The following is a 21,354-nucleotide window of genomic DNA, read 5'->3' on the forward strand; positions in this document are numbered from 1 at the left end:
AACGTACTCGAGTGTGAACCGGTGCCGTCGCGACGGTCATTCGTTGCGCTTAAGTACCCGTCGCGGGTAGGTTCGGGTGCAATACGTGCAGGGGAGCGATCCCCGAGTCCGAGAGGGCGATGATAGAGACACGGTGTTGTGGTAGCCAAGCGGCCCAAGGCGCATGGTTGCTAACCATGTGGCGTCAAGCCTCCGGGGTTCGAATCCCCGCCACAACGTCGGATTCACTTGGCTGACTTTTCCGTCAGTCCAATTTGCAACGCGCGCACACCAGACACAGATACACGACACATGAGCGAGGAAGAACCTCAAGATCAACAAGACGACGAAGACCTTCAGTACTTCGTCCGCATCGGGCAAACCGACCTCGATGGGACGAAGACTGTCGAGCGCTCGCTCTCGGAGATGAACGGGATCGGTCGACGAACCGCCCGACTCATCGCCGACGAAGCGGGTGTCGACCGAACAGCGACGTTCGGTCGACTCGACGACGACGTCATCGACAACGTCGTCGACATCGTAGAGAACTACGCTGGGAACGTTCCTGACTGGCTCAACAACCGTCAGTCGGACTTTTACTCCGGGGAGACGACCCACGAGATCGGTAACGATCTCCAGCTCACCCGCCAGCACGACATCAACCGGATGAAGATGATCGACTCCTACAAAGGCGTCCGCCACAAGCGCGGCCAGAAGGTTCGCGGCCAGCGAACCAAGTCCACCGGTCGTACGGAGGGCACCATCGGAGTCAACGTCGAAGAAATCCGCGAAGAACAGGCCGAAGGCGGCGAAGAGGGTGAGGGCGAATAATGCCACTCGGCACCGACACCAAACAGTACGAGACGCCGAATCACCCGTATCAGGGTGAGCGCATCGCCTCCGAACACTCCCTGCTCGACCGCTACGGGCTGTCGAACAAAGAAGAACTCTGGCGAGCGCAGTCCGAGCTTCGCTCCTACCGGCGCGAGGCTCGTGACCTGCTCGGTCAGGCCCAAGACGACGAGGCCGTCATCCGCCGCTCCGAGGAGTTCCTCGGTCGGCTCAAGCGCGTCGGCATCCTGAACGAAAGCGACGAACTCGGCGACGTGCTGAGCCTCGAGATCGAAGACGTTCTCGAGCGTCGTCTCCAGACGGTCGCCTACCGCAAGGGGCTTGCGAACACACCCCAGCAGGCTCGACAGTTCATCATCCACGGGCACGTCGTGGTCGGCGAACAGCGCCACTGCATCCCATCGTACGTCGTCGACGTCGACGAGGAGGACCTCGTCGCGTTCGACGAGAACAGCCCACTCGCAGACGAACTCCACCCGGAACGAGCGGAGGGTCAATAACATGAGTCAAGACGACGAGAAATGGGGCGTTGCCCACGTACACGCATCGTTCAACAACACCGTCATGACCGTGACTGACCTCACGGGCGCGGAGACGATCGCCAAATCCTCCGGTGGGACGGCGGTCAAACAGAACCGCGACGAGGCATCGCCGTACGCGGCCATGCAGATGGCCGAGTCCATCGCCGAAGAGGTCAAAGCAGCCGGTATCACGGGCCTGCACGTTCGCGTCCGCGGCCCAGGTGGCAACCTTCAGAAGTCCCCTGGCCCAGGCGCACAGGCAACGATCCGCGCACTCGCCCGCTCGGGCATCGAGATCGGGCGCATCGAAGACGTGACGCCGATCCCGCACGACGGATCGCGCGCACCGAAAGGCAAGGGCGGCTACTAGATCCATGACACAAGACTACGACGTCGAGTTCGTCGAACACGGGGAACGGAACGCACAGTTCCTCGTCCGCGGTGTCACACCCGCGTTCGCCAACGGGCTTCGTCGCGCGATGCTCGCCGACGTCCCGACGTTGGCCATCGATACCGTCCGGTTCATCGAGAACTCGTCGGTCATGTTCGACGAGCAACTCGCACTCCGGCTCGGGCTCGTCCCGCTGACGACCCCACCCGAAGCCGAGTTCGCCGAGGACGACACCGTCACACTCTCGATCGACGTCGAAGGACCAGCCACCGCCTACTCGGGCGATCTCGTCTCGAGCGACGACCTCGTGCAACCCGCAGACGAGAAGATTCCGATCATCGACCTCAAGGACAACCAGCGCCTCGAGGCCGAGGCTGACGCCGTCTTCAACCGCGGCAAGAATCACGCGAAACATCAGGGAGCCGTCTCCGCCGGGTATCGACACCTCCAGCGCGTGAAGGTCGTCGACGACCTGCCGGAGTTCGAAGAGCAGGAGTCCCAGATCGTCCGCGGTGTCATCGAAGTAGACGGTGAACTGATCCAGACGAGCGAGTTCGACCACGATCTGTCGAACCGCTACCCTGGAAAGCAAGTCGAGGTCGAAGACGTGCCGAACGCGTTCGTCTTCAACATCGAAACGGACGGCTCGTTCCCGGTCGACGAACTGGTCACGCGAGCCGCCGACTCGATCGAAGCACGCGCGGCCGAGCTCGAAAACGCAGTACAGCTATAGACAATGATCCGATGCCCCAACTCCCGACACTACGAGGCCGCTGCCGGCGCCGTGAGCGACGAGACCGGCATGCGTTCGCGACTTGGAATCGAAAGGGGTTTTACGGGGCAACGGATAGACAGAAGTGCGAGCAGGGATAGCCAAGTCAGGCCAACGGCGCAGCGTTCAGGGCGCTGTCTCGTAGGAGTCCGCAGGTTCAAATCCTGCTCCCTGCATCCACTTCTACACCGTCGATCGACGCTCAGTCGCGGTTCGGTCACGACTGGCCGAGTGGCGACCCGACTCGTTCGACACACAACCGATTCCACGATCGGTGAGACGCTTCCTCGTCTCCCCGATACGACCGACTTTGGAGGAAACCAATGAGTAGCAAGACTAATCCGAGGCTCAACGATCTTATCGCCGAGCTCAAGTCGACGTCCCGCGAGACGGACGCCGACGTCTGGCGAGACGTTGCGGACCGACTCGAAAAGCCCCGGCGCACCCACGCAGAGGTGAACCTGGGCCGCATCGAGCGATACGCACGCGAAGAAGAGACTGTCGTCGTTCCCGGCAAAGTGCTGGGCTCCGGCGCCTTACAGAAAAACGTCACCGTCGCAGCCGTCGACTTCTCCTCGTCCGCCGAGACGAAGATCGACGCCGTCGGTGACACGGTACCGCTCGAGCAGGTGCTCGAAGAGAACCCACAGGGATCCAACGTACGGGTGATTCGATGAGTATCGCAGAGTTCGATGCGGACGTCGTCGTCGACGCCCGTGACTGTATCCTTGGTCGCGTCGCCAGCGAAGTGTCCCAGCGCGCCCTCGACGGCGAGCGTGTCGCCATCGTCAACGCCGAAGACGCCGTCATCACCGGCGATAAAGAGGACATCTTCGAGACCTACCGCACGCGCATCCAGCTCGGCTCCGACAGCGGGCCGTACTACCCACGCCGACCCGACACGATCTTCAAGCGCTCCGTCCGTGGGATGTTGCCCTACAAGAAGCCGCGTGGCCGCGAAGCGTTCTCGAACGTTCGTGTCTACCTTGGCAACCCGTACGAGGACGACGACGACCGCGAGGCCGAGATCCTCGAGGGAACGTCGCTGGATCGACTTTCGAACATCCGCTTCGTCCACCTGGGCGAAGTTTCCGAACAACTCGGTGCTAACGTCACATGGTAACGAATACGAGTGGAAAGAAAAAGACCGCCGTCGCTCGAGCGACCGTTCGCGAAGGCGAGGGTCGCGTTCGAATCAACTCCAAGCCAGTCGAACTGGTCGAACCGGAGATGTCCCGGCTCAAGATGCTCGAGCCGTTCCGCATCGCCGGTGAGGACCTCCGCAGCGACATGGACGTCGACGTTCGTGTCGAGGGTGGCGGAATCAGCGGTCAGGCAGACGCCGTCCGCACGGCCATCGCACGCGGGATCGTTCAGCACTCGAACGACGCCGAACTCCGTGACGCGTTCATGGAGTTCGACCGTTCGCTGCTGGTCAACGACGTTCGACAGTCCGAACCGAAGAAGTGGGGCGGCCCGGGCGCTCGGGCACGCTACCAGAAGTCCTACCGCTAAGGTGATTCAATCATGATGGTACCGGTCCGGTGTTTCAGCTGTGGGACTGTCGTCGGCGAGCACTGGGAGGAGTTCGACGAGCGCGCAAACGAAGGCGACGAGGACCCGCAAAAAGTCCTCGACGAGCTCGGTGTCGACCGCTACTGCTGTCGGCGCATGCTCGTCAGTCACACTGACCTCGTCGACGTCGTCTCGCCATACCAGTAATATGCAACAGGAACGTCACAACCGCTACGAGAAAGCACGCATCCTCGGTGCGCGAGCGCTGCAGGTGTCGTACGGTGCGCCGGTGTTGGTCGAGACGGAGCAGACCGAACCGATCCTCATCGCCGCCGAAGAGTACGACGCCGGGGTGTTACCGTTCACCGTCAAACGAGGTAGCCAATGACACTGATCACAGACATTCGACTCCGACGGATCCTCGATTCGCGTGGCAACCCCACCGTCGAGGCAGACGTCATCACCGAAAGCGGTGGATTCGGCCGTGCAGCGGCACCAAGTGGCGCCAGCACGGGCGAGTACGAGGCCGTCGAGCGACCGCCCACCGAGGCGATCGCCGCGGCTCGAGAGCACGCCGTCTCCCGACTCGTCGGCGAAGCCTACGCGGGCAACCAGCGGGAAGTCGACTCGATCCTGCACGCTGCCGACGGCACCGACGATTTCTCCGAAATCGGCGCCAACAGCGCCGTCGCCATCTCGATGGCCGCGGCAAAAGCCGGTGCCGACGTGCTCGGTGCGCCGCTGTTTCAGCACTTAGGCGGTGCGTTCCGTGGCGAGAACTTCCCGGTTCCACTCGGTAACGTCGTTGGCGGTGGCGAACACGCCGCTGACGCGACGGACATTCAGGAGTTTTTGGTCGCCCCGGTCGGCGCACCGAGCGTCGAAGACGCCGTCTTCGCCAACGCCGCCGTCCACAGCACCGTCGCGGACCTCCTCGAGGACCGTGACGTCCCGTGTGGAAAAGGCGACGAAGGCGCGTGGGCGCCGTCGATCGACGACAGCGAGGCCTTCGAGATTGTCGACGAAGCGGTCTCGATCGTCGAAGACGACGTTGGCTTCTCTATCGGCTTCGGACTTGACGTCGCTGGTGCGGAGCTGTACGATGCTGACTCGGAGACCTACGAGTACAGCGACACGAGTCGCGACACCGACGAACAGATCGCCTACATCGCGGATCTGGTCCGCGAGTACGATCTCGTCTACGTCGAGGACCCACTCGACGAGAACGATTACGACGCGTTCGCCGAACTCACCGACGAGGTCGGCGATCAGACGCTGATCTGTGGTGACGACCTGTTCGTCACGAACACCGACCGTCTCGTCGACGGGATCGACCGCGGCGCAGCCAACAGCATCCTGATCAAGCCAAACCAGATCGGGACGCTGACCGACGCCTTCGACGCGATCGAACTCGCGACGCAGAACGGCTACGACTCCGTTATCTCCCACCGCTCGGGCGAGACCGAGGACACGACGATCGCACACCTTGCCGTCGCAACCGATGCACCCTTCATCAAGACGGGTGCCGTCGGCGGCGAGCGAACCGCCAAGCTAAACGAGCTCATCAGAATCGCAGACGACGCGACATGACAGACAACGACGCAACCCAGGAAGGGCTCGACGCTGCCGAAGACGAGATCGACGAGGAGCCAGCCGAAGGGGCTGGTCCCGCCGCCGATCCCGCGGACGACGTCGAGCCAGTTGACGAACAGCCCGCCGACGCCACCGAGGCCGACGCCGACGCAGAACCAGCCGACGAGACGGAAGCCGACGATGCCGGTCCGACCCTCGACGACGACGTGATGTCCGACGAGGAGGCCGACCTGCTCATCCCCGTCGAGGACTACCTCGGCGCTGGTGTCCACATCGGGACCCAGCAGAAGACCAACGACATGGAGCGGTTCATCCACCGCGTCCGGACCGACGGTCTCTACGTCCTCGACGTCTCGAAGACCGACGGCCGTATCCGCACGGCTGCGGACTTCCTCTCGAACTACAACCCAGAGCAGATTCTGGTCACCTCGAGTCGCCAGTACGGTCGGTTCCCGGCGGAGAAGTTCGCCGAAGCCGTCGGCGCTCGCGCCCGCACCGGTCGATTCATCCCGGGCACGCTGACCAACCCTAAATACGACGGCTACATTGAGCCCGATGTGCTCGTCGTTACGGACCCGATCGGCGACGCCCAGGCCGTCAAAGAGGCGATCACGGTCGGTATCCCGGTCATCGCAATGTGTGACTCGAACAACCAGGTCAGCAACGTCGACCTCGTCGTCCCGACGAACAACAAGGGTCGTAAGGCCCTTTCGGTCGTCTACTGGCTGCTCGCCAACGAAGTCCTCGACCGCCGCGGTGCCGAGCCATCGTACTCGCTCGAGGACTTCGAGAGCATGGTCTAGACCGGTTTACTGACGCTGTTCGTTTTTCTCGACGCGACTGATACTGGACCGGAGAGCAGCGAGCAAAGAAGTTACGTACGGACCACACGAACGATCCGTATGCTCGATGCACTTTTCGACTTCGAAGAAGAAAAGATGCCGCTGCCAGTGATCGCCGCGACAACGGCACTGATCGCGATTTTCGCCGTCGGAATCCCGTACCGCGTTCTCGTGAGTATTTTGTAGGACATAGAGCGCGTATAGCGCTGTCCACACCAACGGACGTGCAGCCCCCGGTTCGAATTTAAATACGAAGGCGAGCCCAACCCGGGCATGACTCCGATGGTCTCGCTCGAGGCGTGGCACAGGTCTCGGCACACGTCGCGTTCCGTCTCGTCCCTCGGTATCGTCCCAGCAGGAAACACACGGGATTCGGTGTCGAGGCCGTCCCCAGTGGCCATCCAGACACCGCAGTCGATCGCTCTCGGCAGCACCGGAGCGTCTGTCGACTGCGAGGCCGATTCTACGGAGGACCATGTCACGGGCAGCTAGAGCCCAGACCGAACCGCTGGCCGTGATGGCGCTTCTGACCGGCATCGCGCTGTACACCGTCTATCTCGGCAGTGTGCTCCCCGGTATAAGCGACCGCACGATCGAAGAGACGGCGATCGAGCGCATCAGAGACGCACTCCGAGGCGACGGCCGTGGCTCCGTTCCCGTCTACAGGTACACCGCCGATCCGGACAAACCGTTGCGCGAGGCGCTCGATCAAGAGTCACTCCCGAACGGCAAGAACACCTACATAGCGATCAAAGGCTACGAAAACGGTGAACCGATCGTTTTCGTGTCGGCACACTTCGATTCCGACGGCGACGATCTGAAGGAACGACAGGTCGAATCGACACATCCCGACTACGGTCCGCCTCGAGAGGCTGGCAAGTCGATAAGGACCGGGATCGCAACCCGGCCGATCTCGATCGAAGTGGCGAAGGCCGACGTTCGCGGCGGTACGCTGCACGTGGAGGTCTGGTGACCGTGAACCGCCGTCGATTCGATGCCGAACGTGGTGTCAGTACCGTTGTCGACGTCACGCTGGCACTGTTACTTATCAGTGCAAGCGTAGCCGTCGTCGGCACGTATCTGGCCACCGCTTCTGACGAGCAGACGAGCAGTGCCACCGGGCCGGATCAAACTGTAGCTGCCCGTTCTCATGGGGACATCGACGGCCGGTCAGCGGCCCGAACGACCGAGGTCCTGAGCACGTCGACCATCACTGTCACGTACAGTCTCGAGGACGTCCGTGATGAAGACACGTTCTCCGAACCGATCATCACGAACGCGCACACGTACACGCGAACCGACCACGGCTCGGCGCTCGGACTGGTCGCCGACGCCGCAGTCACGAACCACCAGCTCGGTGGTGAGCCCGTGCTGGCCTACGGCGACGAGTACGAGGACGCCGTCGACTGGGCGATTCGACACGCCCTGCTCGGTGCCGACCGAGAGTTCTACATCGTCGCCGAGTGGGAGCCCTACGACGGTGCTGGTATCAATGGCACGGCGACAGCCGGCGAACGACCACCTCCCACTGCGGACGTCTCGAGTACGACAACGACGGTTGCAAGCGGGTTTTCAGCAGTCGACGAGAGTAAAATCGAGGCAAACTGGCTGGAAGCTGACGACTGGTGGGACGGCTGGATCGACGAGATGGCCGACGAACACCCGAAGATCAACGATTCGTCGGACGTTCCTGGATTGGAAGGATCGGACAACAAGTCGTACGCGGCATCTGGCACCGTTATTGGCGACGAAATCGTCCATGGTCTTTTCCCGCCCGAATCGTCCCAGTACGCACTGGAAGATCAGGGAATCCGACGATCGCTCAAAGTCTATCACTACCAGTCGATCGTCGAGACTATCGGCGATTTTTCGTTCCGAAGTGCGGACACACATCGCCCGTTGGCTCGCTCGCAAGCACGGGCCGACGAAGCGAACCGCAAGGTGCTCGTCGGACAGGAAGGCGGTTACGACGTGACCGATGCGGACGCACTCGCCGCATGGATTGCGGCGAACATTCCGCGCGCCTTTGCCGACGAATTCGACGAGATCGACGCCCACTACGACGGCGACGAGCGTGACGAACGGAAAGCCGAGCTCGTCGCCGGTGCAGTGGCGACCGAAGACGTGACGATCACCATCCAGACCTGGGACGAATGAGACGAACCCGACTACACACGATTTCGATCGCGGACGACGACAGAGCACGGGTCCCCTTCGCCGTTATCGGTGTCTTGCTCCTCGTGAGTTCCGTGCTGATCGTCGCGACACTCCAGACGAGACACGAGCCCGAGATCGACCGCGGCACGGAGCTGGCGATCGACCGCGCCGAAGCGTATGCGATCAGCGAACTCCGTCACGCGACCGTCCGTGCTACCGACGAGGTCGTCCGCTCACCGGTGACGACCGTCGATTCCGGGATGGACGGCGTTCTCGACGAGAAAACCGCCTTCGAAGATCAGACTCGCCTGACGATTCTCACGAAAGCCACTGCAACACTCGACGGTCGGACACAGGCCGTTGGGCAGGGTCGATCCGTCGAGGTGTCACTTCCTGAGGTCGACGACTGGACTGATCCGGACGACCTCGAGAGAGGGCTCGAGTCCGTCACGCTCGCGGAAGGCGACGGGATCATGGACGTGACGATCGAAGGCGTCGAATTCATCGTCAAAGACGGCAACGGCGACGTCGAGACGGTCGTCTCACGCGACCTCACCGTTTCGGTAGGGATGACCATGATGGCCCTCCACGAGCGTGTGGAGGCATACGAAGCGCATCTGAACACGGGCATGCTCGAGGGCGTCGACCAGCGGGAAGGATACGGGTACGATCTCGCAAAACGCCTGTGGCCGCTCGTCTGGGGTAAGGCCTACTACGATCGACTACTCGGCGACCCGGAAGATCGTGCGTTCGAGAACGTCACCCCGAACGAGCACACCGAGGTGATGGCTAACGACGCACGATTGACCGCCCAACAGGAGGTCTTCGGTACGCAAGACGAGTACGGTAACCGCGTGATGTCGGGGCCGTTGCTATGTATGTCGTACGACCTCTCGGATAGCGCACTCGATCTCGGCGAGAAGTATGATTTCGATGCTATTGCCGACGATCTCCATCCCGATGAGAACGTCAGTACCGTCGAGGAACTCTGTGCAGACGGCGTCATCACTCCGGACGGCGAGTTACCGGATATGCCGACTGTCGAGGAGGTCGTGCTGGGGATGCTCGAGAACGTCGATAAGGACGGTACGATCCAGGGCCATCCGTTCGCCGATATGTCGATGTACGAGATGGAAACCGGGCTTGGACAAGACGACCTCGAAGGCGAGATGCGAACAGCGCTCAACGAGACAGGTCGGTTCAATGAGGCGTATCTCGAGGATTATTATGGTGATAGTGAGAGGTCAGATGTTGATGATAAGAATCACAATGAAAACGCATTAGCAGAAACCCAAGATATCCAAGATAATCTTAACAATCTCAGGAGTGGTGCAGTTCAAGATTTGGATAATACAGATAGTGTTATCAATGATGCCTATACAGTGCATGGAAAGCTCGGAACCGTCAGCAGTTCCCCATCGATGGATGGTCTTGGGCATCCACTTCCTCCTCTGCCAGATGAATACGACGCCAGCAATCATACGGAAGTTGATCGCGTGTACGTGACGACCAATACCGATGTAGAGGGAAGTATCGACAAAGTCACCGAAGACAGCAGTCGTTCTGGTCTCAAGCAATCACTCGTCTCGATCGATGTCAAAGTCGAGACGAGATACGAGACCTATCGAGCGTGGAACAACACAACGACCAACTCTTCGGTCGATGTCTGGGAACACGACAACCGATATACGGATTTTACTGCCTCGTTCGAACTCGATGGTGAGTTTGCACCCGGTTTAGAGACCGATCCGAACAGTATCGAGCACGTGCTCGATCAGGGTGGTTCTCCAGATCCATACCTCGGCGGACCAACCAACTGGGGAGACGCCGCTGATGAAGTGACGAGGGCGTTCTTTGGACAGGACTTCGACAGCGACTCCGAGTTCGAGCGTTGGCTGAGTGAAAGGGTCAATAATATTGAGTCGCGAAACGACTTCAGGGATGCTATTAACTACGACAGCAGCTTCGACGAGGATATTCAACTCTCACCGCGTAACGAGGGGACACTACATACTTACATTGTCTGGGAGGACCTGTTCGAGGTGCATAACGAGACGGTAACCGAAATTGAACCGGTTGAGGCGGAGGTCATGGAGATGCTGACGGCTGACGAGAGCCCGATACGGGAGATGGACGAGAGTATCGCGGAAATGGAAGCGAAGCACGTGGATGACCGTGATAATTTCGAGAACGCACCGGATGTCGCTAGGATGGAGGCTCGGAAGGTGTACTTCGACAATATGTGTAAGTATGTTGATGGACTCGCCAGTGGACACGAGAGAGTGACGACTGGCGGCAGGAATCTCATAGACAGCCTCCTTGGCGGATTTCTAGATTCCGTCAATGAGATCATCAATGGCCCAATGAACCTCGTTGACGAAATGTTGGGCACCGGTGAAGAACTGCTTCAGGACGAAGATGATGCCAAAATCGACACTCCGGACGTACTGAACGATGTTCATGTCACTGTCGACGGCTCGCCGACGTATCACTCCTCACAGGTGGCGGTCAACCAGACCGAAGTGCCGGCCGTACGAGCGGCAGGCGATGGCCCGCTCGAGATCGACGATGAGATGAATTTCGCACCGATGGGTTCCGGGTATGAAAACGAGATCGGTCACCCGGGCTTCCCATTGATTCCATGGCCACCGCTGTTCTATCTACAGGTGGACGCGTGGCAAATCGAACTCGAAGGGGAGTACGCTCGCTTCGAAGTAGAGGCGACTAGCGGCGATCCATCGGTGACCGATGCGACGACCTATATCCGCGAGGACAAGCACGTTACACTCGAGACACCCGACGGTAACAAACTTGAGTTGGGATCAACCGATCCAATCAGCTACGAGAACAGCCAGACGATCCTCGTCGTCGTACCTGCACCGCAGTTCTTACCACAGGGCGCACCCGGTGTCGGTGATAATCAACAGGGTGGTGATGCACCAGGTCAGTTGTGTCATCACTTTGGGGCGATACTGGTCCAAATTTCGGTTCAATTGATAACGGATCAGAAAATGGGGACTGCTTGTGACGCTAACCTATCCATGAGAATTAAATAGCTATTACACACTATCTGAACGATAAATGCGTGTATGCGAATGTTGATTAATCTGCCAATTCAGGCGTCTTCAACCGCATACAAGGTTCCATCAGTAGATGGAAGATAAATTGAATGATCATAAACTGTTGGTGGAGCAATAAACCCAGCGTCACTCGAGAAGATAGTTATTAACCGTCCTCGTACGAACGCCAAGATATGGCAGTCTCGAGCGCTCCCGGGAAGGTGTATCTGTTTGGGGAGCACGCGGTAGTCTACGGCGAGCCCGCGGTTCCGTGCGCCATCGAGGTACGGGCGCGGGTTGGCGTCGAGAAACGGGCAGACAGCAAACTGCGGATTCATGCCGAAGATCTCAGTCTGGATGGGTTCACGGTGGAGTACGGTGGGACGGCCGATGGGCCGCCCGACGTCGACGTTTCGGAGTCGCTGCTGACTGCGGCGATGGGATACGTCGACGAAGCGATCGAGCAGGTTCGAGACGTCACTGGTGAGGAAGACGTTGGCTTCGATGTAACAATCGAAAGTGAGATCCCGCTCGGAGCAGGCCTCGGTTCGTCCGCGGCCGTCGTCGTTGCCGCGATCGACGCCGGAACCCGCGAATTCGGCACGACGCTCGAGATCGACGAACTCGCCGAGCGAGCCTATCAGACCGAGTACGAGGTACAAGGTGGACAGGCCTCCCGAGCCGACACGTTCTGTTCGGCGACGGGCGGTGCCGTCCGAGTCGAAGGCGACGACTGCCGGTCGATCGAGGCCCCTGACCTGCCGATCGTCATCGGATTCGACGGTGGGGCCGGCGACACCGGTGAACTCGTGGCGGGCGTGCGGCAGTTGCGCGAGCAGTACGACTTTGCAGCGGATACCGTCGATGCGATCGGAGACATCGTTCGAAACGGTGAAGAGGCCCTCGAGGAAGGTGATCTCGAGGAACTCGGTCGGCTAATGGACTTCAATCACGGACTCCTGTCGGCGCTCGGCGTCTCCTCGCGCTCGCTCGATTCGATGGTCTGGGCGGCCCGCGACGCCGGTGCTGACGGCGCAAAGTTGACAGGTGCCGGCGGCGGCGGCTGTATCGTCGCACTCGACCCGACCGACGAGACCGAGACGGCCCTGTCGTACACGCCGGGCTGTGCGGACGCTTTCCGCGCTGAACTCGCCGAAACCGGGGTGAAGCGCCTCGAATGATCGTCCTGAAACTCGGCGGCAGCGTCATCACGGACAAAGAGCGGCCGGAAACGCTCGATGGAGACTCACTCAAGCAGGCGACCGATGCCGTCGCGAGCGCACTCGCCGGTGAGAAGCTCGTGATCGTTCACGGTGGCGGCAGCTTCGGGCATCACAACGCCAGCGAACACGGTGTAAGCACGACCGAGGGAACGCACGACGCTGCGGCGCTCCTCGATATCCATGGGGCGATGAAAACCCTGAACCAGTTCGTATTGAGCCGACTGCTTGAGCGCGACGTGCAAGCAGTCCCGGTCCATCCGCTCTCGACGGCGCATCGCGATGACAGCGGCGACCTCGAGTTACCGACCGGTCAGATCGAAACGATGCTGGAAGAGGGGTTCGTGCCCGTCCTCCACGGCGACGTGATCGCCCACGCTGGTGCAGGTGCGACCATCGTCAGCGGCGACGAACTGGTGGTCGAACTGGCTCGAGCGCTCGAGGCCGATCGAATCGGTCTCTGTTCGACAGTACCCGGGGTGTTGGACGCAGACGATGCAGTTATCAATCGGATCTCGGCCTACGGGGACGTCGAGTCGGTTCTCGGTGCCAGCGACACGACTGACGTCACCGGCGGGATGGCAGCGAAGGTACGGGCATTGCTCGCGCTCGAGGCCGAAGCCTCGATTTTCGGCCTCGAGGGGCTGAAATCGTTCCTCCACGGCGAGAACGCCGGGACAACGATCGAGTAACTGCGTTCGTTCGCGACGCTCGGAGACAACGGTGGTCGGACGAAACGCGACGTCTGCTGTCCGGTAGCGACCGCCTCGAGCACACAATCGACCAGCCACGTGACGGACTCGTACCCGTTCCTCGAGCGTGGACGCCCAACCCACTGCGTTTTTAACACCCGGGCGTGTATGGGCCACTAGCGAAACCCGCGGGCAAGTGCGTACGGGGCTTACGAGTGTCGTGAGCCGGCTGGAGGACCCACCTCTTCGTGCGCATAGCGGGATGGCCGACGTGCTGTAAGACGCCGGGGCCGCACAACCGGGAGTCCGCGGACCGTTTCGATGAGAGTCCACGACGCGGCTTTCAGTACAACGAACCATGGAAATCGAAATCGCAACAATCGGCGGCTACGAAGAAGTCGGGCGGCAGATGACTGCTGTCCGCGCCGGTGACGACGTCGTCATCTTTGACATGGGCCTGAACCTCTCGCAGGTTCTGATCCACGACAACGTCGAAACCGAACGGATGCACAGCTTGGACCTGATCGATATGGGCGCGATCCCGGACGACCGGGTCATGTCGGACCTCGAGGGCGACGTGCAGGCGATCGTCCCGACCCACGGCCACTTAGATCACATCGGCGCGATCAGCAAACTCGCGCATCGGTACAACGCGCCGGTCGTCGCGACGCCGTTCACGATCGAACTGGTCAAACAGCAAATCGAAGGCGAACAGAAATTCGGCGTCGAGAACGACCTGATCAAGATGGACGCCGGCGAGACGATGTCGATCGGCGACAGCGGAAAGGTCGAACTTGAGTTCGTCAACGTCACCCACTCGATCATCGACGCGATCAACCCCGTCCTCCACACGCCCGAGGGGGCGATCGTCTACGGACTGGACAAACGAATGGACCACACGCCGGTCATCGGCGACCCGATCGACATGAAGCGGTTCCGGGAGATCGGTCGTGAGGGTGAAGGCGTGCTCTGTTACATCGAGGACTGTACCAACGCGAACAAGAAGGGCCGAACGCCCTCCGAAAACGTCGCCCGCGAACACCTCCGGGACGTCCTCTACAGCATGGAGGATTACGACGGCGGGATCGTCGCCACGACGTTCTCGAGTCACATCTCGCGTGTGACGAGCCTCGTCGAGTTCGCCAAGGACATCGGCCGCCAGCCCGTGTTGCTCGGCCGATCGATGGAGAAGTACTCGGGAACCGCCGAGCGACTCGACTTCGTCGACTTCCCTGACGATCTCGGGATGTTCGGCCACCGCAAATCCGTCGACCGCACGTTCAAGCGGATCATGAACGAGGGCAAAGAGGACTACTTGCCCGTCGTCACCGGCCACCAGGGAGAGCCACGAGCGATGCTCACCCGGATGGCCCGCGGTGAGACGCCGTACCAACTGGACGACGGCGACAAGGTCGTCTTCTCTGCGCGTGTCATTCCGGAGCCGACCAACGAAGGCCAGCGCTATCAGGCGGAAAAGCTGCTCGGCATGCAGGGCGCTCGCATCTACGACGACATCCACGTCTCGGGCCACCTCTGTCAGGAGGGCCACTACGAGATGTTAGACGCACTCCAGCCCCAGCACATTATTCCCGCCCACCAGGATCTCAAAGGGTTCTCCGGCTACGTGAGCCTCTGTGAGAACGAGGGCTATCAGCTCGGACGGGACGTCCACGTCACGCGCAACGGGAACCTCATCCAGATTGTCGACTGACATGACAACCCCAGAGGCACGAGAAAAGGCGGTGCTCGAGGCGGTTCGCAAGCGCCGCGAGCGAGTTAACGAGGCCATCCCCGAGGAACTGCCGATCCAGCGACCGGAACGACTCTACGAAGCATCCCGGTACCTGCTGGATGCTGGTGGCAAACGCCTCCGACCGAGCGTCTTACTCACGACGGCGGAATCGCTCGCGGATGTCGAACCGCTTTCGACTGACTATCGAGAGTTCCCTACGCTCGACTCGAGTGCAGACGACTCGAGTGGTCAGCCAGTTGAAACGATCGACATCATGGACGCTGCCGTCAGCGTCGAGGTCATTCAGTCGTTTACGCTCATCCACGACGATATCATGGACGACGACGACCTCCGGCGTGGCGTCCCCGCCGTCCACAAGGAGTACGACCTCGAGACGGCGATTCTCGCCGGCGATACGCTCTACTCGAAGGCGTTCGAGATCATGCTCGAGACGGGCGCGAGACCCGAGCGCGCAGTCGAAGCGCTCGAAATCCTCGCGACGACGTGTACGAAGATTTGCGAGGGTCAATCGCTCGACGTCACCTTCGAGAACCGCGCAGAAGTCTCCCCCGACGAGTACCTCGAGATGGTCGAGCAGAAGACGGCCGTCCTGTACGCTGCCTCGGCCAGTCTCCCCGCGATCTTGCTCGGAGCCGACGACGAAACGATCGAGGCGCTGTACGGCTACGGACTCGACATCGGCCGTGCGTTCCAGATCCAAGATGACGTACTCGATCTGACCGTCCCGAGCGAGAAACTCGGCAAACAGCGTGGCAGCGATCTCGTCGAGAACAAACAGACGCTGATCACCGTCCACGCCCGCGATCAGGGCGTCGACATCGAGGGACTGGTCGATACGAACGACGTCGACGCCGTCACCGAGGCCGAAATCGACGACGCCGTCGCCGAACTCGAGGCCGCCGGCTCGATCAGCTACGCGAACGAGACAGCCCAAGAGCTGGTCGAACAGGGCAAAGCGCGACTCGAGGTCCTGCCGGAAAACGAGGCCCGCGACCTGCTCTGTGAGATCGCGGACTACCTGATCGAACGCGGCTACTAACCGCGGTTCGGTTCGCGTTCACGCGGCTCGAGGACATTCTTTTGTATTGTCACCAGGCATATCGAGTATGTTCGCTGCAGATCCGACTCGAGCGTTCGACGATATCCGACTCGTTTTCGGGGGCGTCGTGTTGTGTTCGCTGCTCGGAACGACCGGACTCTATTTCATCGAGCTCCCGATTCAGGTGAGCGGTGTCGCGTTCGTCGTGCTGCTTTTGGGGTTGATGGGCTGTGCGTGGCCCTTGTTCAGAAACGCACAACCGCGCCACAACCGGACAGAGCGGAACTGAATTCGAGCGTCGCTAAATCGACTTGCAGGCTTTGAGTACCAGTTCCGGGTTGTCGACGAGTTCGTGGATCGTGTGTGCGCCCTTCCCGTGGCCGCGTCCTTTTCGGGTCTGCTCGATGATCGAGAGAAACGCCAATTCGCTGAGCAACTCGCGGACCCGTCGGATTCGAAGCGGGTCCGACCCCTCCTGTTCGCAGAGCACTTCGTACGTCGAGTAGATATCCGCCGTCGGAATCGCCGGGTCGTCGTCGGGTGCCTGCTGAGTCCGGAACGCGAGGGCCTGTAAGAGGAGTTTCGAGTGCGGTGGCTGTTTCGAGATAAGTTCAGCCAGCCGATTTTGCTCCTCGCGAGTATGTGCCTGGTTAACGTGTTCTTCGGTGACAGTTTCTGCACCGTTCTCGTCGGCGATCTCGCCAGCGTAGCGGAGAATGTCGATCGCCTTGCGGGCGTCGCCGTGTTCTTTCGCGGCCAGCGCCGCCACACGCGGGATGACCGAATCCTCGAGAACACCGTCCTGAAACGCGTCTTTGCGTGACTCGAGGATCGCCCGGAGTTGGTTCGCGTCGTACGGTGGGAAAACGTAGTCGCGCTCGCTCAGACTGGATTTGACGCGCTCGTTGAGTTCCTCTTTGTATCGAATCTTGTTACTGATTCCGATGATCCCGAGCGTGCTCTCTTCGAGTTTCCCGGATTCGACGGCTCGAGAGAGTTGCATCAGGATGTTGTCATCGCCGATTTTGTCGACTTCGTCCAAAATAATGATGCCGACATCGAACCGACCGTCGAGGACGTTCCAGAGCCGCCGGTAGTACTCGCCCGTGCTCAGTCCGGAGGCGGGAATCGTGATCCCCGTCTCCGCTTCGTCGTTGAGTTCGCGGGCGATCGTTCGTACTGCCTGTGTTTCCGTTGCGTGCTGCAGACAGTCGATGTAGGCGACGCCGATCGAGACGTCGTTTTTCGCGGCACTCGAGCGGAGATCCTTCGTAATATACTTCGAGCAGAGCGATTTCCCCGTTCCCGTTTTGCCGTAGATCAGGACGTGATTCGGCGTCTGTCCTTGAACGGCGTCTTTGAGTGCCTGTGCGAGGCTGTTGAGTTCGTCTTGTCGGCCGATGATCCGATCGCCTTCGACGAGATGAGAGATGCGAAGCAGATCCTTGTTCGCGAAGATGTAGTTTTGGTTGTCGAAAAACGACTCTGAGCCGGACATACGTCGGCAATGTCCGAGTGGCTACTTAACGCTAACTCCTCAGTGCCGGTGTAAACACACCGTGGTGCCGATGTAATTCTGTGAAATGCGCCCCTCATGCTCTGCAAAGGCATTTCATCCACCCCCCAGTGCCAGTGTAAGTGGACCGGAGTGCCAGTGTAACGCGGTAGGACGGAACACACCCACCCCGGAGTGCCGATGTAACTGTTCCGAACGTGTCCACGAGAAATGCTGGGATGCCGGATACAGCAACGTGGAACCGAACGGAAAGCTGGAAGACGAGTCACACGCGTTTCGGCTGGACGCGTTGTGACCAACGTCACAACTCAATTGCTGTGACTCTCGTATGACCGATATAGAAGGTCGGTTATTTATACGCTTTGGTATTGCTGTATGAAGAACGTCGAACGAGATACTTATTCAACCGGGAGAATCGCTGTTGGGTACACTCCCGGACGATTTACATCGGCACTCCGGGGTGTGTCTGGGCCGTCTGGGTATGCAGTGATCTGTTCTCGAACGCTCTCGAATGGACCGTCGCTGTAGTTGTCAGTAACTCGGCTCTCATGTGCCGTTCGCCCGGGCAGACATCGCGGAGGTTTTGGTTCGGGGACGAATACGTCTCGGTAATGGACGACGAGTTACGAGAGCGCGTCGAGCGCGAGGCAGAGAAGCACGCGCTGTTGAACGCCGTCAAACACGAGAGTGATGCCGCCGTCGGCGCGATCATGGGGCCACTGATGGGCGACAACCCCGACTTCCGCGAGCACGGCGACGAGATTCCGGGGATCGCCGGCGGCGTCATCGGCCGGGTCAATGAGCTCACATACGAAGAAAAGCGAGCGCGACTCGAGGACCTCGCTCCCGAGGAACTCGCCGAAATCGAGGCCGAGAACGAGAACGACGAACACGACCTGCCGGAACTCCCGAACGCCGACGAGTACGACGAGATCCGGATGCGGTGTGCGCCGAACCCGAACGGGCCGTGGCACGTCGGCCACGCGCGGATGCCCGCCGTCATCGGCACGTACCGCGAGCGCTACGACGGCTGGTTCTGCGTCCGCTTCGACGACACCGATCCCGAAACGAAACGTCCGGATCTGGAGGCCTACGACGCGATCCTCGAGGACCTCGACTACCTCGGCTTCGAGCCCGACGAGATCTACCGCGCAAGCGACCGACTCGAGACCTACTACGAGCACGCCCGCGAGCTGATCGAGATGGGCGGCGCGTACACGTGCTCCTGTAGCGGCGAGCAGTTTAGTGAACTGAAAAACGCCGGCGAGTCGTGTCCACACCGCGACAAAGACGTCGAGACCGTCCTCGAGGAGTTCGAGGACATGATCGACGGCGAGTACAGCAGTGGCGAGATGGTCCTCCGCGTGAAGACCGACATCGAGCACAAGAACCCCGCGCTGCGTGACTGGGTCGCCTTCCGGATGATCGACACGCCCCATCCCCGTGCGGAAGCCAGCGAGTACCGCTGCTGGCCGATGCTCGACTTCCAGTCGGGCGTCGACGACCACCTGCTCGGAATGACCCACATCATCCGCGGGATCGACCTTCAGGACTCCGCGAAACGCCAGCAGTTCGTCTACGACTACTTCGACTGGGAGTACCCCGAAGTCGTTCACTGGGGTCACGTCCAGCTCGACGACTACGACGTGAAGGTAAGTACCTCCACGATTTCGGCGCTGATCGAGGACGGCGAACTCGACGGCTGGGACGACCCACGTGCGCCGACGCTCAAGAGCCTCCGGCGACGTGGCATCCGCGGCGAGGCCATCGTTGACGCGATGGTCGGACTGGGTACCTCGACCAGCGACGTCGATCTCGCGATGAGTGCGATCTACTCGAACAACCGCGACCTGATCGACGACGATACCGACCGCCGATTCCTCGTCCGCGAGGGCACCGAGCTCCCTCTCGACGGCAGCCCGCCGGCTGAAGCCAACCCACCGCTGCATCCCAACCACGAAGACCGCGGTGTCCGGGAGATCCCATCCGGTGACGCTGTCTTGCTCGAGTCCGGGGACATTCCCGAGGCCGAGGAACGTGTCTGGCTGAAAGGCCTCGGCTGCTTCGAGTACACCGGCGACTCGCTCGAGTACACCGGCGACGACATCGACGTGGTCCGTGAGGGCGACGTCGACGTCATCCACTGGGTGCCTGCCGACGAGAGCGTCCCCGTCCGACTACGGACGATGGACGGCGACGTGAACGGGCGAGCCGAACCCGGTGTCGGTGCCCTCGAGGCCGACGAGATGGTCCAGTTCGAACGCGTCGGCTTCGCGAGAATCGACCGCCACGAGTCCGACGACGGCGGCGAGCTGACCGTCGCCTACTACGCACACCCCTGATACCGTCGGAATCGTTTCCGGCGGCTCACTGAACTCCTTCGTTAAACGTCGTTAAATCGTTTCGAAGAGTCGCGAACAGCGGACTGATCGTACCGTGAGGACGGCTGCTATTTCTCGAGCCGTTCGACCTCGGCACTTCCACAGTTGGGACACGATTCGTGCTCGCGGTAGAAGCCTTCGCTACACTCACGGCACCGATACTCGACGCTGTCCGCCCGGCCGGCTTCGGCTTCCTGTTTCAACCGCTCGACTTTCTCGCCGAGCCGTTCGAACATGCTCATAGGAGTACCATCGTCCTGTACACCCATAAGTAACCGCCGTCAGGGTGCCGAGTGGATCACTGCGCTATCGTTCACTCTCGAGCAGTTCGTCGCCGTTGTCCACGATCGGATCGGGGACAACCCCGTCTTGTTGGCCAAGCACGCGGGCGTGGGCGGCACAGACGTACCGGTTTTCGGCCCACGGGATGTGTAACTCGACGGCGACGGGCCGCTCACAGTCCGCTTCGGAACACTCCATAGACAGGCTACCGCGACACGGTGGTTGAGTGTTTCCCCGGACCGCGATCAGAACAGGAAGACGGCCACGAGGAAGCCAACCAGGATCGAGCCCGTCAACAGAACCTGTGTCGCCGTCGAGGCGAGCACGCCGACGGTCGCGTAGAGCGCGGACCGCGTACTAGCCTCGAGTTCGCCGTCTCGAACGAACTCGAGGAGGAAGACGGTGCCGAACAGCCCCGCGAGCAGTCCGAGTGGGCCGGTGACGATCATCAGGACGATACCGACGGCGGCGGCGGCGGCAGTCGTGCCCCAGGATGCGCCGCCCGCTTTCGCGGCGATCGACCCGCCGAAGAACTCGATGAACAGCGCCGCTGCGCCGAGGAGTGCGAGCACGGCGACGGTGACGATGCCGGGCTCGGTAAAGTCGGAGTGCCACCAGTAGAGACCGAGCCCCACAAGCGAAAGGAGCCCACTCGGAAGCAGCGGGACGACCGCCCCGACGATGCCGCCGATCAACAGCGCGATGGTGATAACTGTGATCGCGTCGACCATTGTCTTCACGAAAGGGTGCCGGCACCAAAGCCGTGCTGCCGGCGTCCGGGCACCCATCC

Annotated in this window: 25 protein-coding genes and 2 tRNA genes; 23 read left to right on the forward strand and 4 right to left on the reverse strand. The window is 60.8% G+C overall.

What is annotated here, in order from left to right:
- Positions 1 to 135: 135 nt before the first annotated feature.
- The 22 genes from GCU68_RS00080 to GCU68_RS21135 all read left to right on the forward strand — a co-directional run bounded on the left by GCU68_RS00080 (position 136) and on the right by GCU68_RS21135 (position 16,674).
- Positions 136 to 218 (forward strand) — tRNA-Ser (locus GCU68_RS00080).
- Positions 219 to 291: 73 nt separating this feature from the next.
- Positions 292 to 810: a 30S ribosomal protein S13 gene (locus GCU68_RS00085; protein WP_152938456.1), complete on the forward strand. Its 519-nt coding sequence runs from the start codon at positions 292 to 294 to the stop codon at positions 808 to 810.
- Positions 810 to 1,331, forward strand: a complete 522-nt coding sequence (locus GCU68_RS00090; protein WP_152938457.1) for a 30S ribosomal protein S4 — start codon at positions 810 to 812, stop codon at positions 1,329 to 1,331. Before GCU68_RS00085 ends, GCU68_RS00090 begins: the two co-directional genes overlap by 1 nt.
- Position 1,332: 1 nt before the next feature.
- The gene (locus GCU68_RS00095; protein WP_006064324.1) at positions 1,333 to 1,722 is read left to right on the forward strand and encodes a 30S ribosomal protein S11; all 390 of its coding nucleotides are present in this window, start codon (positions 1,333 to 1,335) and stop codon (positions 1,720 to 1,722) included.
- Between the two features lie 4 nt (positions 1,723 to 1,726).
- On the forward strand, positions 1,727 to 2,476 hold the full coding sequence (locus GCU68_RS00100; RefSeq protein ID WP_152938458.1) for a DNA-directed RNA polymerase subunit D: 750 nt from the start codon (positions 1,727 to 1,729) through the stop codon (positions 2,474 to 2,476).
- A gap of 130 nt (positions 2,477 to 2,606) precedes the next feature.
- Positions 2,607 to 2,691, forward strand: a tRNA-Leu gene (locus tag GCU68_RS00105).
- A 147-nt stretch (positions 2,692 to 2,838) separates the two neighbouring features.
- Positions 2,839 to 3,192 carry a 50S ribosomal protein L18e gene (locus GCU68_RS00110; RefSeq protein WP_006064322.1) on the forward strand — a complete coding sequence of 118 codons (354 nt, stop codon included), beginning with the start codon at positions 2,839 to 2,841 and terminating at the stop codon, positions 3,190 to 3,192.
- Complete coding sequence (locus GCU68_RS00115) at positions 3,189 to 3,638, forward strand: 50S ribosomal protein L13 (RefSeq protein WP_152938459.1); 450 nt, start codon at positions 3,189 to 3,191, stop codon at positions 3,636 to 3,638. The genes GCU68_RS00110 and GCU68_RS00115 overlap by 4 nt, the downstream gene beginning before the upstream one ends.
- Positions 3,632 to 4,030, forward strand: coding sequence for a 30S ribosomal protein S9 (locus tag GCU68_RS00120; RefSeq protein ID WP_152938460.1), 399 nt, complete (start codon positions 3,632 to 3,634; stop codon positions 4,028 to 4,030). Before GCU68_RS00115 ends, GCU68_RS00120 begins: the two co-directional genes overlap by 7 nt.
- 12 nt (positions 4,031 to 4,042) lie before the next feature.
- Positions 4,043 to 4,237, forward strand: a complete 195-nt coding sequence (locus GCU68_RS00125; RefSeq protein ID WP_152938461.1) for a DNA-directed RNA polymerase subunit N — start codon at positions 4,043 to 4,045, stop codon at positions 4,235 to 4,237.
- A 1-nt stretch (position 4,238) separates the two neighbouring features.
- A complete protein-coding gene (locus GCU68_RS00130) occupies positions 4,239 to 4,418 on the forward strand; it encodes a DNA-directed RNA polymerase subunit K (RefSeq protein ID WP_152938462.1) in 180 nt (59 codons plus the stop codon).
- Positions 4,415 to 5,620, forward strand: a complete 1,206-nt coding sequence (gene eno / locus GCU68_RS00135; protein ID WP_152938463.1) for a phosphopyruvate hydratase — start codon at positions 4,415 to 4,417, stop codon at positions 5,618 to 5,620. Before GCU68_RS00130 ends, eno begins: the two co-directional genes overlap by 4 nt.
- Positions 5,617 to 6,426 carry a 30S ribosomal protein S2 gene (gene rpsB, locus GCU68_RS00140; protein ID WP_152938464.1) on the forward strand — a complete coding sequence of 270 codons (810 nt, stop codon included), beginning with the start codon at positions 5,617 to 5,619 and terminating at the stop codon, positions 6,424 to 6,426. The genes eno and rpsB overlap by 4 nt, the downstream gene beginning before the upstream one ends.
- Positions 6,427 to 6,525: 99 nt before the next feature.
- The gene (locus GCU68_RS21905) at positions 6,526 to 6,651 is read left to right on the forward strand and encodes a hypothetical protein (RefSeq protein ID WP_264373468.1); all 126 of its coding nucleotides are present in this window, start codon (positions 6,526 to 6,528) and stop codon (positions 6,649 to 6,651) included.
- A 289-nt stretch (positions 6,652 to 6,940) separates the two neighbouring features.
- On the forward strand, positions 6,941 to 7,438 hold the full coding sequence (locus GCU68_RS00145) for a DUF7285 family protein (RefSeq protein ID WP_227014885.1): 498 nt from the start codon (positions 6,941 to 6,943) through the stop codon (positions 7,436 to 7,438).
- Between the two features lie 2 nt (positions 7,439 to 7,440).
- Complete coding sequence (locus GCU68_RS00150) at positions 7,441 to 8,622, forward strand: DUF7284 family protein (RefSeq protein ID WP_152938465.1); 1,182 nt, start codon at positions 7,441 to 7,443, stop codon at positions 8,620 to 8,622.
- Positions 8,619 to 11,678 carry a DUF7286 family protein gene (locus GCU68_RS00155; RefSeq protein WP_449411962.1) on the forward strand — a complete coding sequence of 1,020 codons (3,060 nt, stop codon included), beginning with the start codon at positions 8,619 to 8,621 and terminating at the stop codon, positions 11,676 to 11,678. Before GCU68_RS00150 ends, GCU68_RS00155 begins: the two co-directional genes overlap by 4 nt.
- A 197-nt stretch (positions 11,679 to 11,875) precedes the next feature.
- A complete protein-coding gene (mvk, locus tag GCU68_RS00160; RefSeq protein WP_152938466.1) occupies positions 11,876 to 12,862 on the forward strand; it encodes a mevalonate kinase in 987 nt (328 codons plus the stop codon).
- Positions 12,859 to 13,593, forward strand: a complete 735-nt coding sequence (locus GCU68_RS00165; RefSeq protein WP_152938467.1) for an isopentenyl phosphate kinase — start codon at positions 12,859 to 12,861, stop codon at positions 13,591 to 13,593. The genes mvk and GCU68_RS00165 overlap by 4 nt, the downstream gene beginning before the upstream one ends.
- A gap of 358 nt (positions 13,594 to 13,951) precedes the next feature.
- Positions 13,952 to 15,304, forward strand: coding sequence for a ribonuclease J (locus tag GCU68_RS00170; RefSeq protein WP_152938468.1), 1,353 nt, complete (start codon positions 13,952 to 13,954; stop codon positions 15,302 to 15,304).
- A gap of 1 nt (position 15,305) precedes the next feature.
- Positions 15,306 to 16,385, forward strand: a complete 1,080-nt coding sequence (gene idsA3 / locus GCU68_RS00175; protein WP_152938469.1) for a geranylfarnesyl diphosphate synthase — start codon at positions 15,306 to 15,308, stop codon at positions 16,383 to 16,385.
- A gap of 67 nt (positions 16,386 to 16,452) precedes the next feature.
- A complete protein-coding gene (locus GCU68_RS21135) occupies positions 16,453 to 16,674 on the forward strand; it encodes a hypothetical protein (RefSeq protein ID WP_152938470.1) in 222 nt (73 codons plus the stop codon).
- Positions 16,675 to 16,686: 12 nt separating this feature from the next.
- Here GCU68_RS21135 and GCU68_RS00185 read toward each other — a convergent pair whose 3' ends face one another.
- Positions 16,687 to 17,883 carry a Cdc6/Cdc18 family protein gene (locus GCU68_RS00185; protein ID WP_076607292.1) on the reverse strand — a complete coding sequence of 399 codons (1,197 nt, stop codon included), beginning with the start codon at positions 17,881 to 17,883 and terminating at the stop codon, positions 16,687 to 16,689.
- Between the two features lie 629 nt (positions 17,884 to 18,512).
- On the opposite strand from GCU68_RS00185, the gene GCU68_RS00190 reads away from it, so the two are divergent.
- Positions 18,513 to 20,243 carry a glutamate--tRNA ligase gene (locus GCU68_RS00190; protein WP_152938471.1) on the forward strand — a complete coding sequence of 577 codons (1,731 nt, stop codon included), beginning with the start codon at positions 18,513 to 18,515 and terminating at the stop codon, positions 20,241 to 20,243.
- Positions 20,244 to 20,350: 107 nt separating this feature from the next.
- On the opposite strand, the gene GCU68_RS21140 is transcribed toward GCU68_RS00190, so the two are convergent.
- The 3 genes from GCU68_RS21140 to GCU68_RS00195 all read right to left on the reverse strand — a co-directional run bounded on the left by GCU68_RS21140 (position 20,351) and on the right by GCU68_RS00195 (position 21,295).
- Positions 20,351 to 20,524 (reverse strand): hypothetical protein, encoded by a 174-nt coding sequence (locus GCU68_RS21140; protein ID WP_168927057.1) that lies wholly within the window; start codon positions 20,522 to 20,524, stop codon positions 20,351 to 20,353.
- Between the two features lie 64 nt (positions 20,525 to 20,588).
- The gene (locus GCU68_RS21145; protein WP_168927058.1) at positions 20,589 to 20,762 is read right to left on the reverse strand and encodes a hypothetical protein; all 174 of its coding nucleotides are present in this window, start codon (positions 20,760 to 20,762) and stop codon (positions 20,589 to 20,591) included.
- Positions 20,763 to 20,809: 47 nt separating this feature from the next.
- Positions 20,810 to 21,295: a DUF456 domain-containing protein gene (locus GCU68_RS00195; RefSeq protein ID WP_152938472.1), complete on the reverse strand. Its 486-nt coding sequence runs from the start codon at positions 21,293 to 21,295 to the stop codon at positions 20,810 to 20,812.
- Between the last annotated feature and the right edge of the window lie 59 nt (positions 21,296 to 21,354).

The sequence above is a fragment of the Natronorubrum aibiense genome (genome assembly GCF_009392895.1).
Lineage (GTDB): Archaea > Halobacteriota > Halobacteria > Halobacteriales > Natrialbaceae > Natronorubrum > Natronorubrum aibiense.

Excerpts from the sequence above, each read along its gene's own strand:
- GCU68_RS00110 (WP_006064322.1), top strand. The coding sequence starts at position 2,839 with ATGAGTAGCAAGACTAATCCGAGGCTCAACGATCTTATCGCCGAGCTC.
- GCU68_RS00130 (WP_152938462.1), top strand. The coding sequence starts at position 4,239 with ATGCAACAGGAACGTCACAACCGCTACGAGAAAGCACGCATCCTCGGT.
- eno (WP_152938463.1), top strand. The coding sequence starts at position 4,415 with ATGACACTGATCACAGACATTCGACTCCGACGGATCCTCGATTCGCGT.
- GCU68_RS00090 (WP_152938457.1), top strand. The coding sequence starts at position 810 with ATGCCACTCGGCACCGACACCAAACAGTACGAGACGCCGAATCACCCG.
- GCU68_RS00095 (WP_006064324.1), top strand. The coding sequence starts at position 1,333 with ATGAGTCAAGACGACGAGAAATGGGGCGTTGCCCACGTACACGCATCG.
- idsA3 (WP_152938469.1), top strand. The coding sequence starts at position 15,306 with ATGACAACCCCAGAGGCACGAGAAAAGGCGGTGCTCGAGGCGGTTCGC.
- GCU68_RS21140 (WP_168927057.1), bottom strand. The coding sequence starts at position 20,524 with ATGAGCATGTTCGAACGGCTCGGCGAGAAAGTCGAGCGGTTGAAACAG.
- GCU68_RS00145 (WP_227014885.1), top strand. The coding sequence starts at position 6,941 with ATGTCACGGGCAGCTAGAGCCCAGACCGAACCGCTGGCCGTGATGGCG.
- GCU68_RS00190 (WP_152938471.1), top strand. The coding sequence starts at position 18,513 with ATGGACGACGAGTTACGAGAGCGCGTCGAGCGCGAGGCAGAGAAGCAC.
- GCU68_RS00125 (WP_152938461.1), top strand. The coding sequence starts at position 4,043 with ATGATGGTACCGGTCCGGTGTTTCAGCTGTGGGACTGTCGTCGGCGAG.
- GCU68_RS00100 (WP_152938458.1), top strand. The coding sequence starts at position 1,727 with ATGACACAAGACTACGACGTCGAGTTCGTCGAACACGGGGAACGGAAC.
- GCU68_RS00170 (WP_152938468.1), top strand. The coding sequence starts at position 13,952 with ATGGAAATCGAAATCGCAACAATCGGCGGCTACGAAGAAGTCGGGCGG.
- GCU68_RS21135 (WP_152938470.1), top strand. The coding sequence starts at position 16,453 with ATGTTCGCTGCAGATCCGACTCGAGCGTTCGACGATATCCGACTCGTT.
- mvk (WP_152938466.1), top strand. The coding sequence starts at position 11,876 with ATGGCAGTCTCGAGCGCTCCCGGGAAGGTGTATCTGTTTGGGGAGCAC.
- rpsB (WP_152938464.1), top strand. The coding sequence starts at position 5,617 with ATGACAGACAACGACGCAACCCAGGAAGGGCTCGACGCTGCCGAAGAC.
- GCU68_RS00195 (WP_152938472.1), bottom strand. The coding sequence starts at position 21,295 with ATGGTCGACGCGATCACAGTTATCACCATCGCGCTGTTGATCGGCGGC.
- GCU68_RS00085 (WP_152938456.1), top strand. The coding sequence starts at position 292 with ATGAGCGAGGAAGAACCTCAAGATCAACAAGACGACGAAGACCTTCAG.
- GCU68_RS00115 (WP_152938459.1), top strand. The coding sequence starts at position 3,189 with ATGAGTATCGCAGAGTTCGATGCGGACGTCGTCGTCGACGCCCGTGAC.
- GCU68_RS21905 (WP_264373468.1), top strand. The coding sequence starts at position 6,526 with ATGCTCGATGCACTTTTCGACTTCGAAGAAGAAAAGATGCCGCTGCCA.
- GCU68_RS00120 (WP_152938460.1), top strand. The coding sequence starts at position 3,632 with ATGGTAACGAATACGAGTGGAAAGAAAAAGACCGCCGTCGCTCGAGCG.
- GCU68_RS00185 (WP_076607292.1), bottom strand. The coding sequence starts at position 17,883 with ATGTCCGGCTCAGAGTCGTTTTTCGACAACCAAAACTACATCTTCGCG.
- GCU68_RS00155 (WP_449411962.1), top strand. The coding sequence starts at position 8,619 with ATGAGACGAACCCGACTACACACGATTTCGATCGCGGACGACGACAGA.
- GCU68_RS21145 (WP_168927058.1), bottom strand. The coding sequence starts at position 20,762 with ATGGAGTGTTCCGAAGCGGACTGTGAGCGGCCCGTCGCCGTCGAGTTA.
- GCU68_RS00165 (WP_152938467.1), top strand. The coding sequence starts at position 12,859 with ATGATCGTCCTGAAACTCGGCGGCAGCGTCATCACGGACAAAGAGCGG.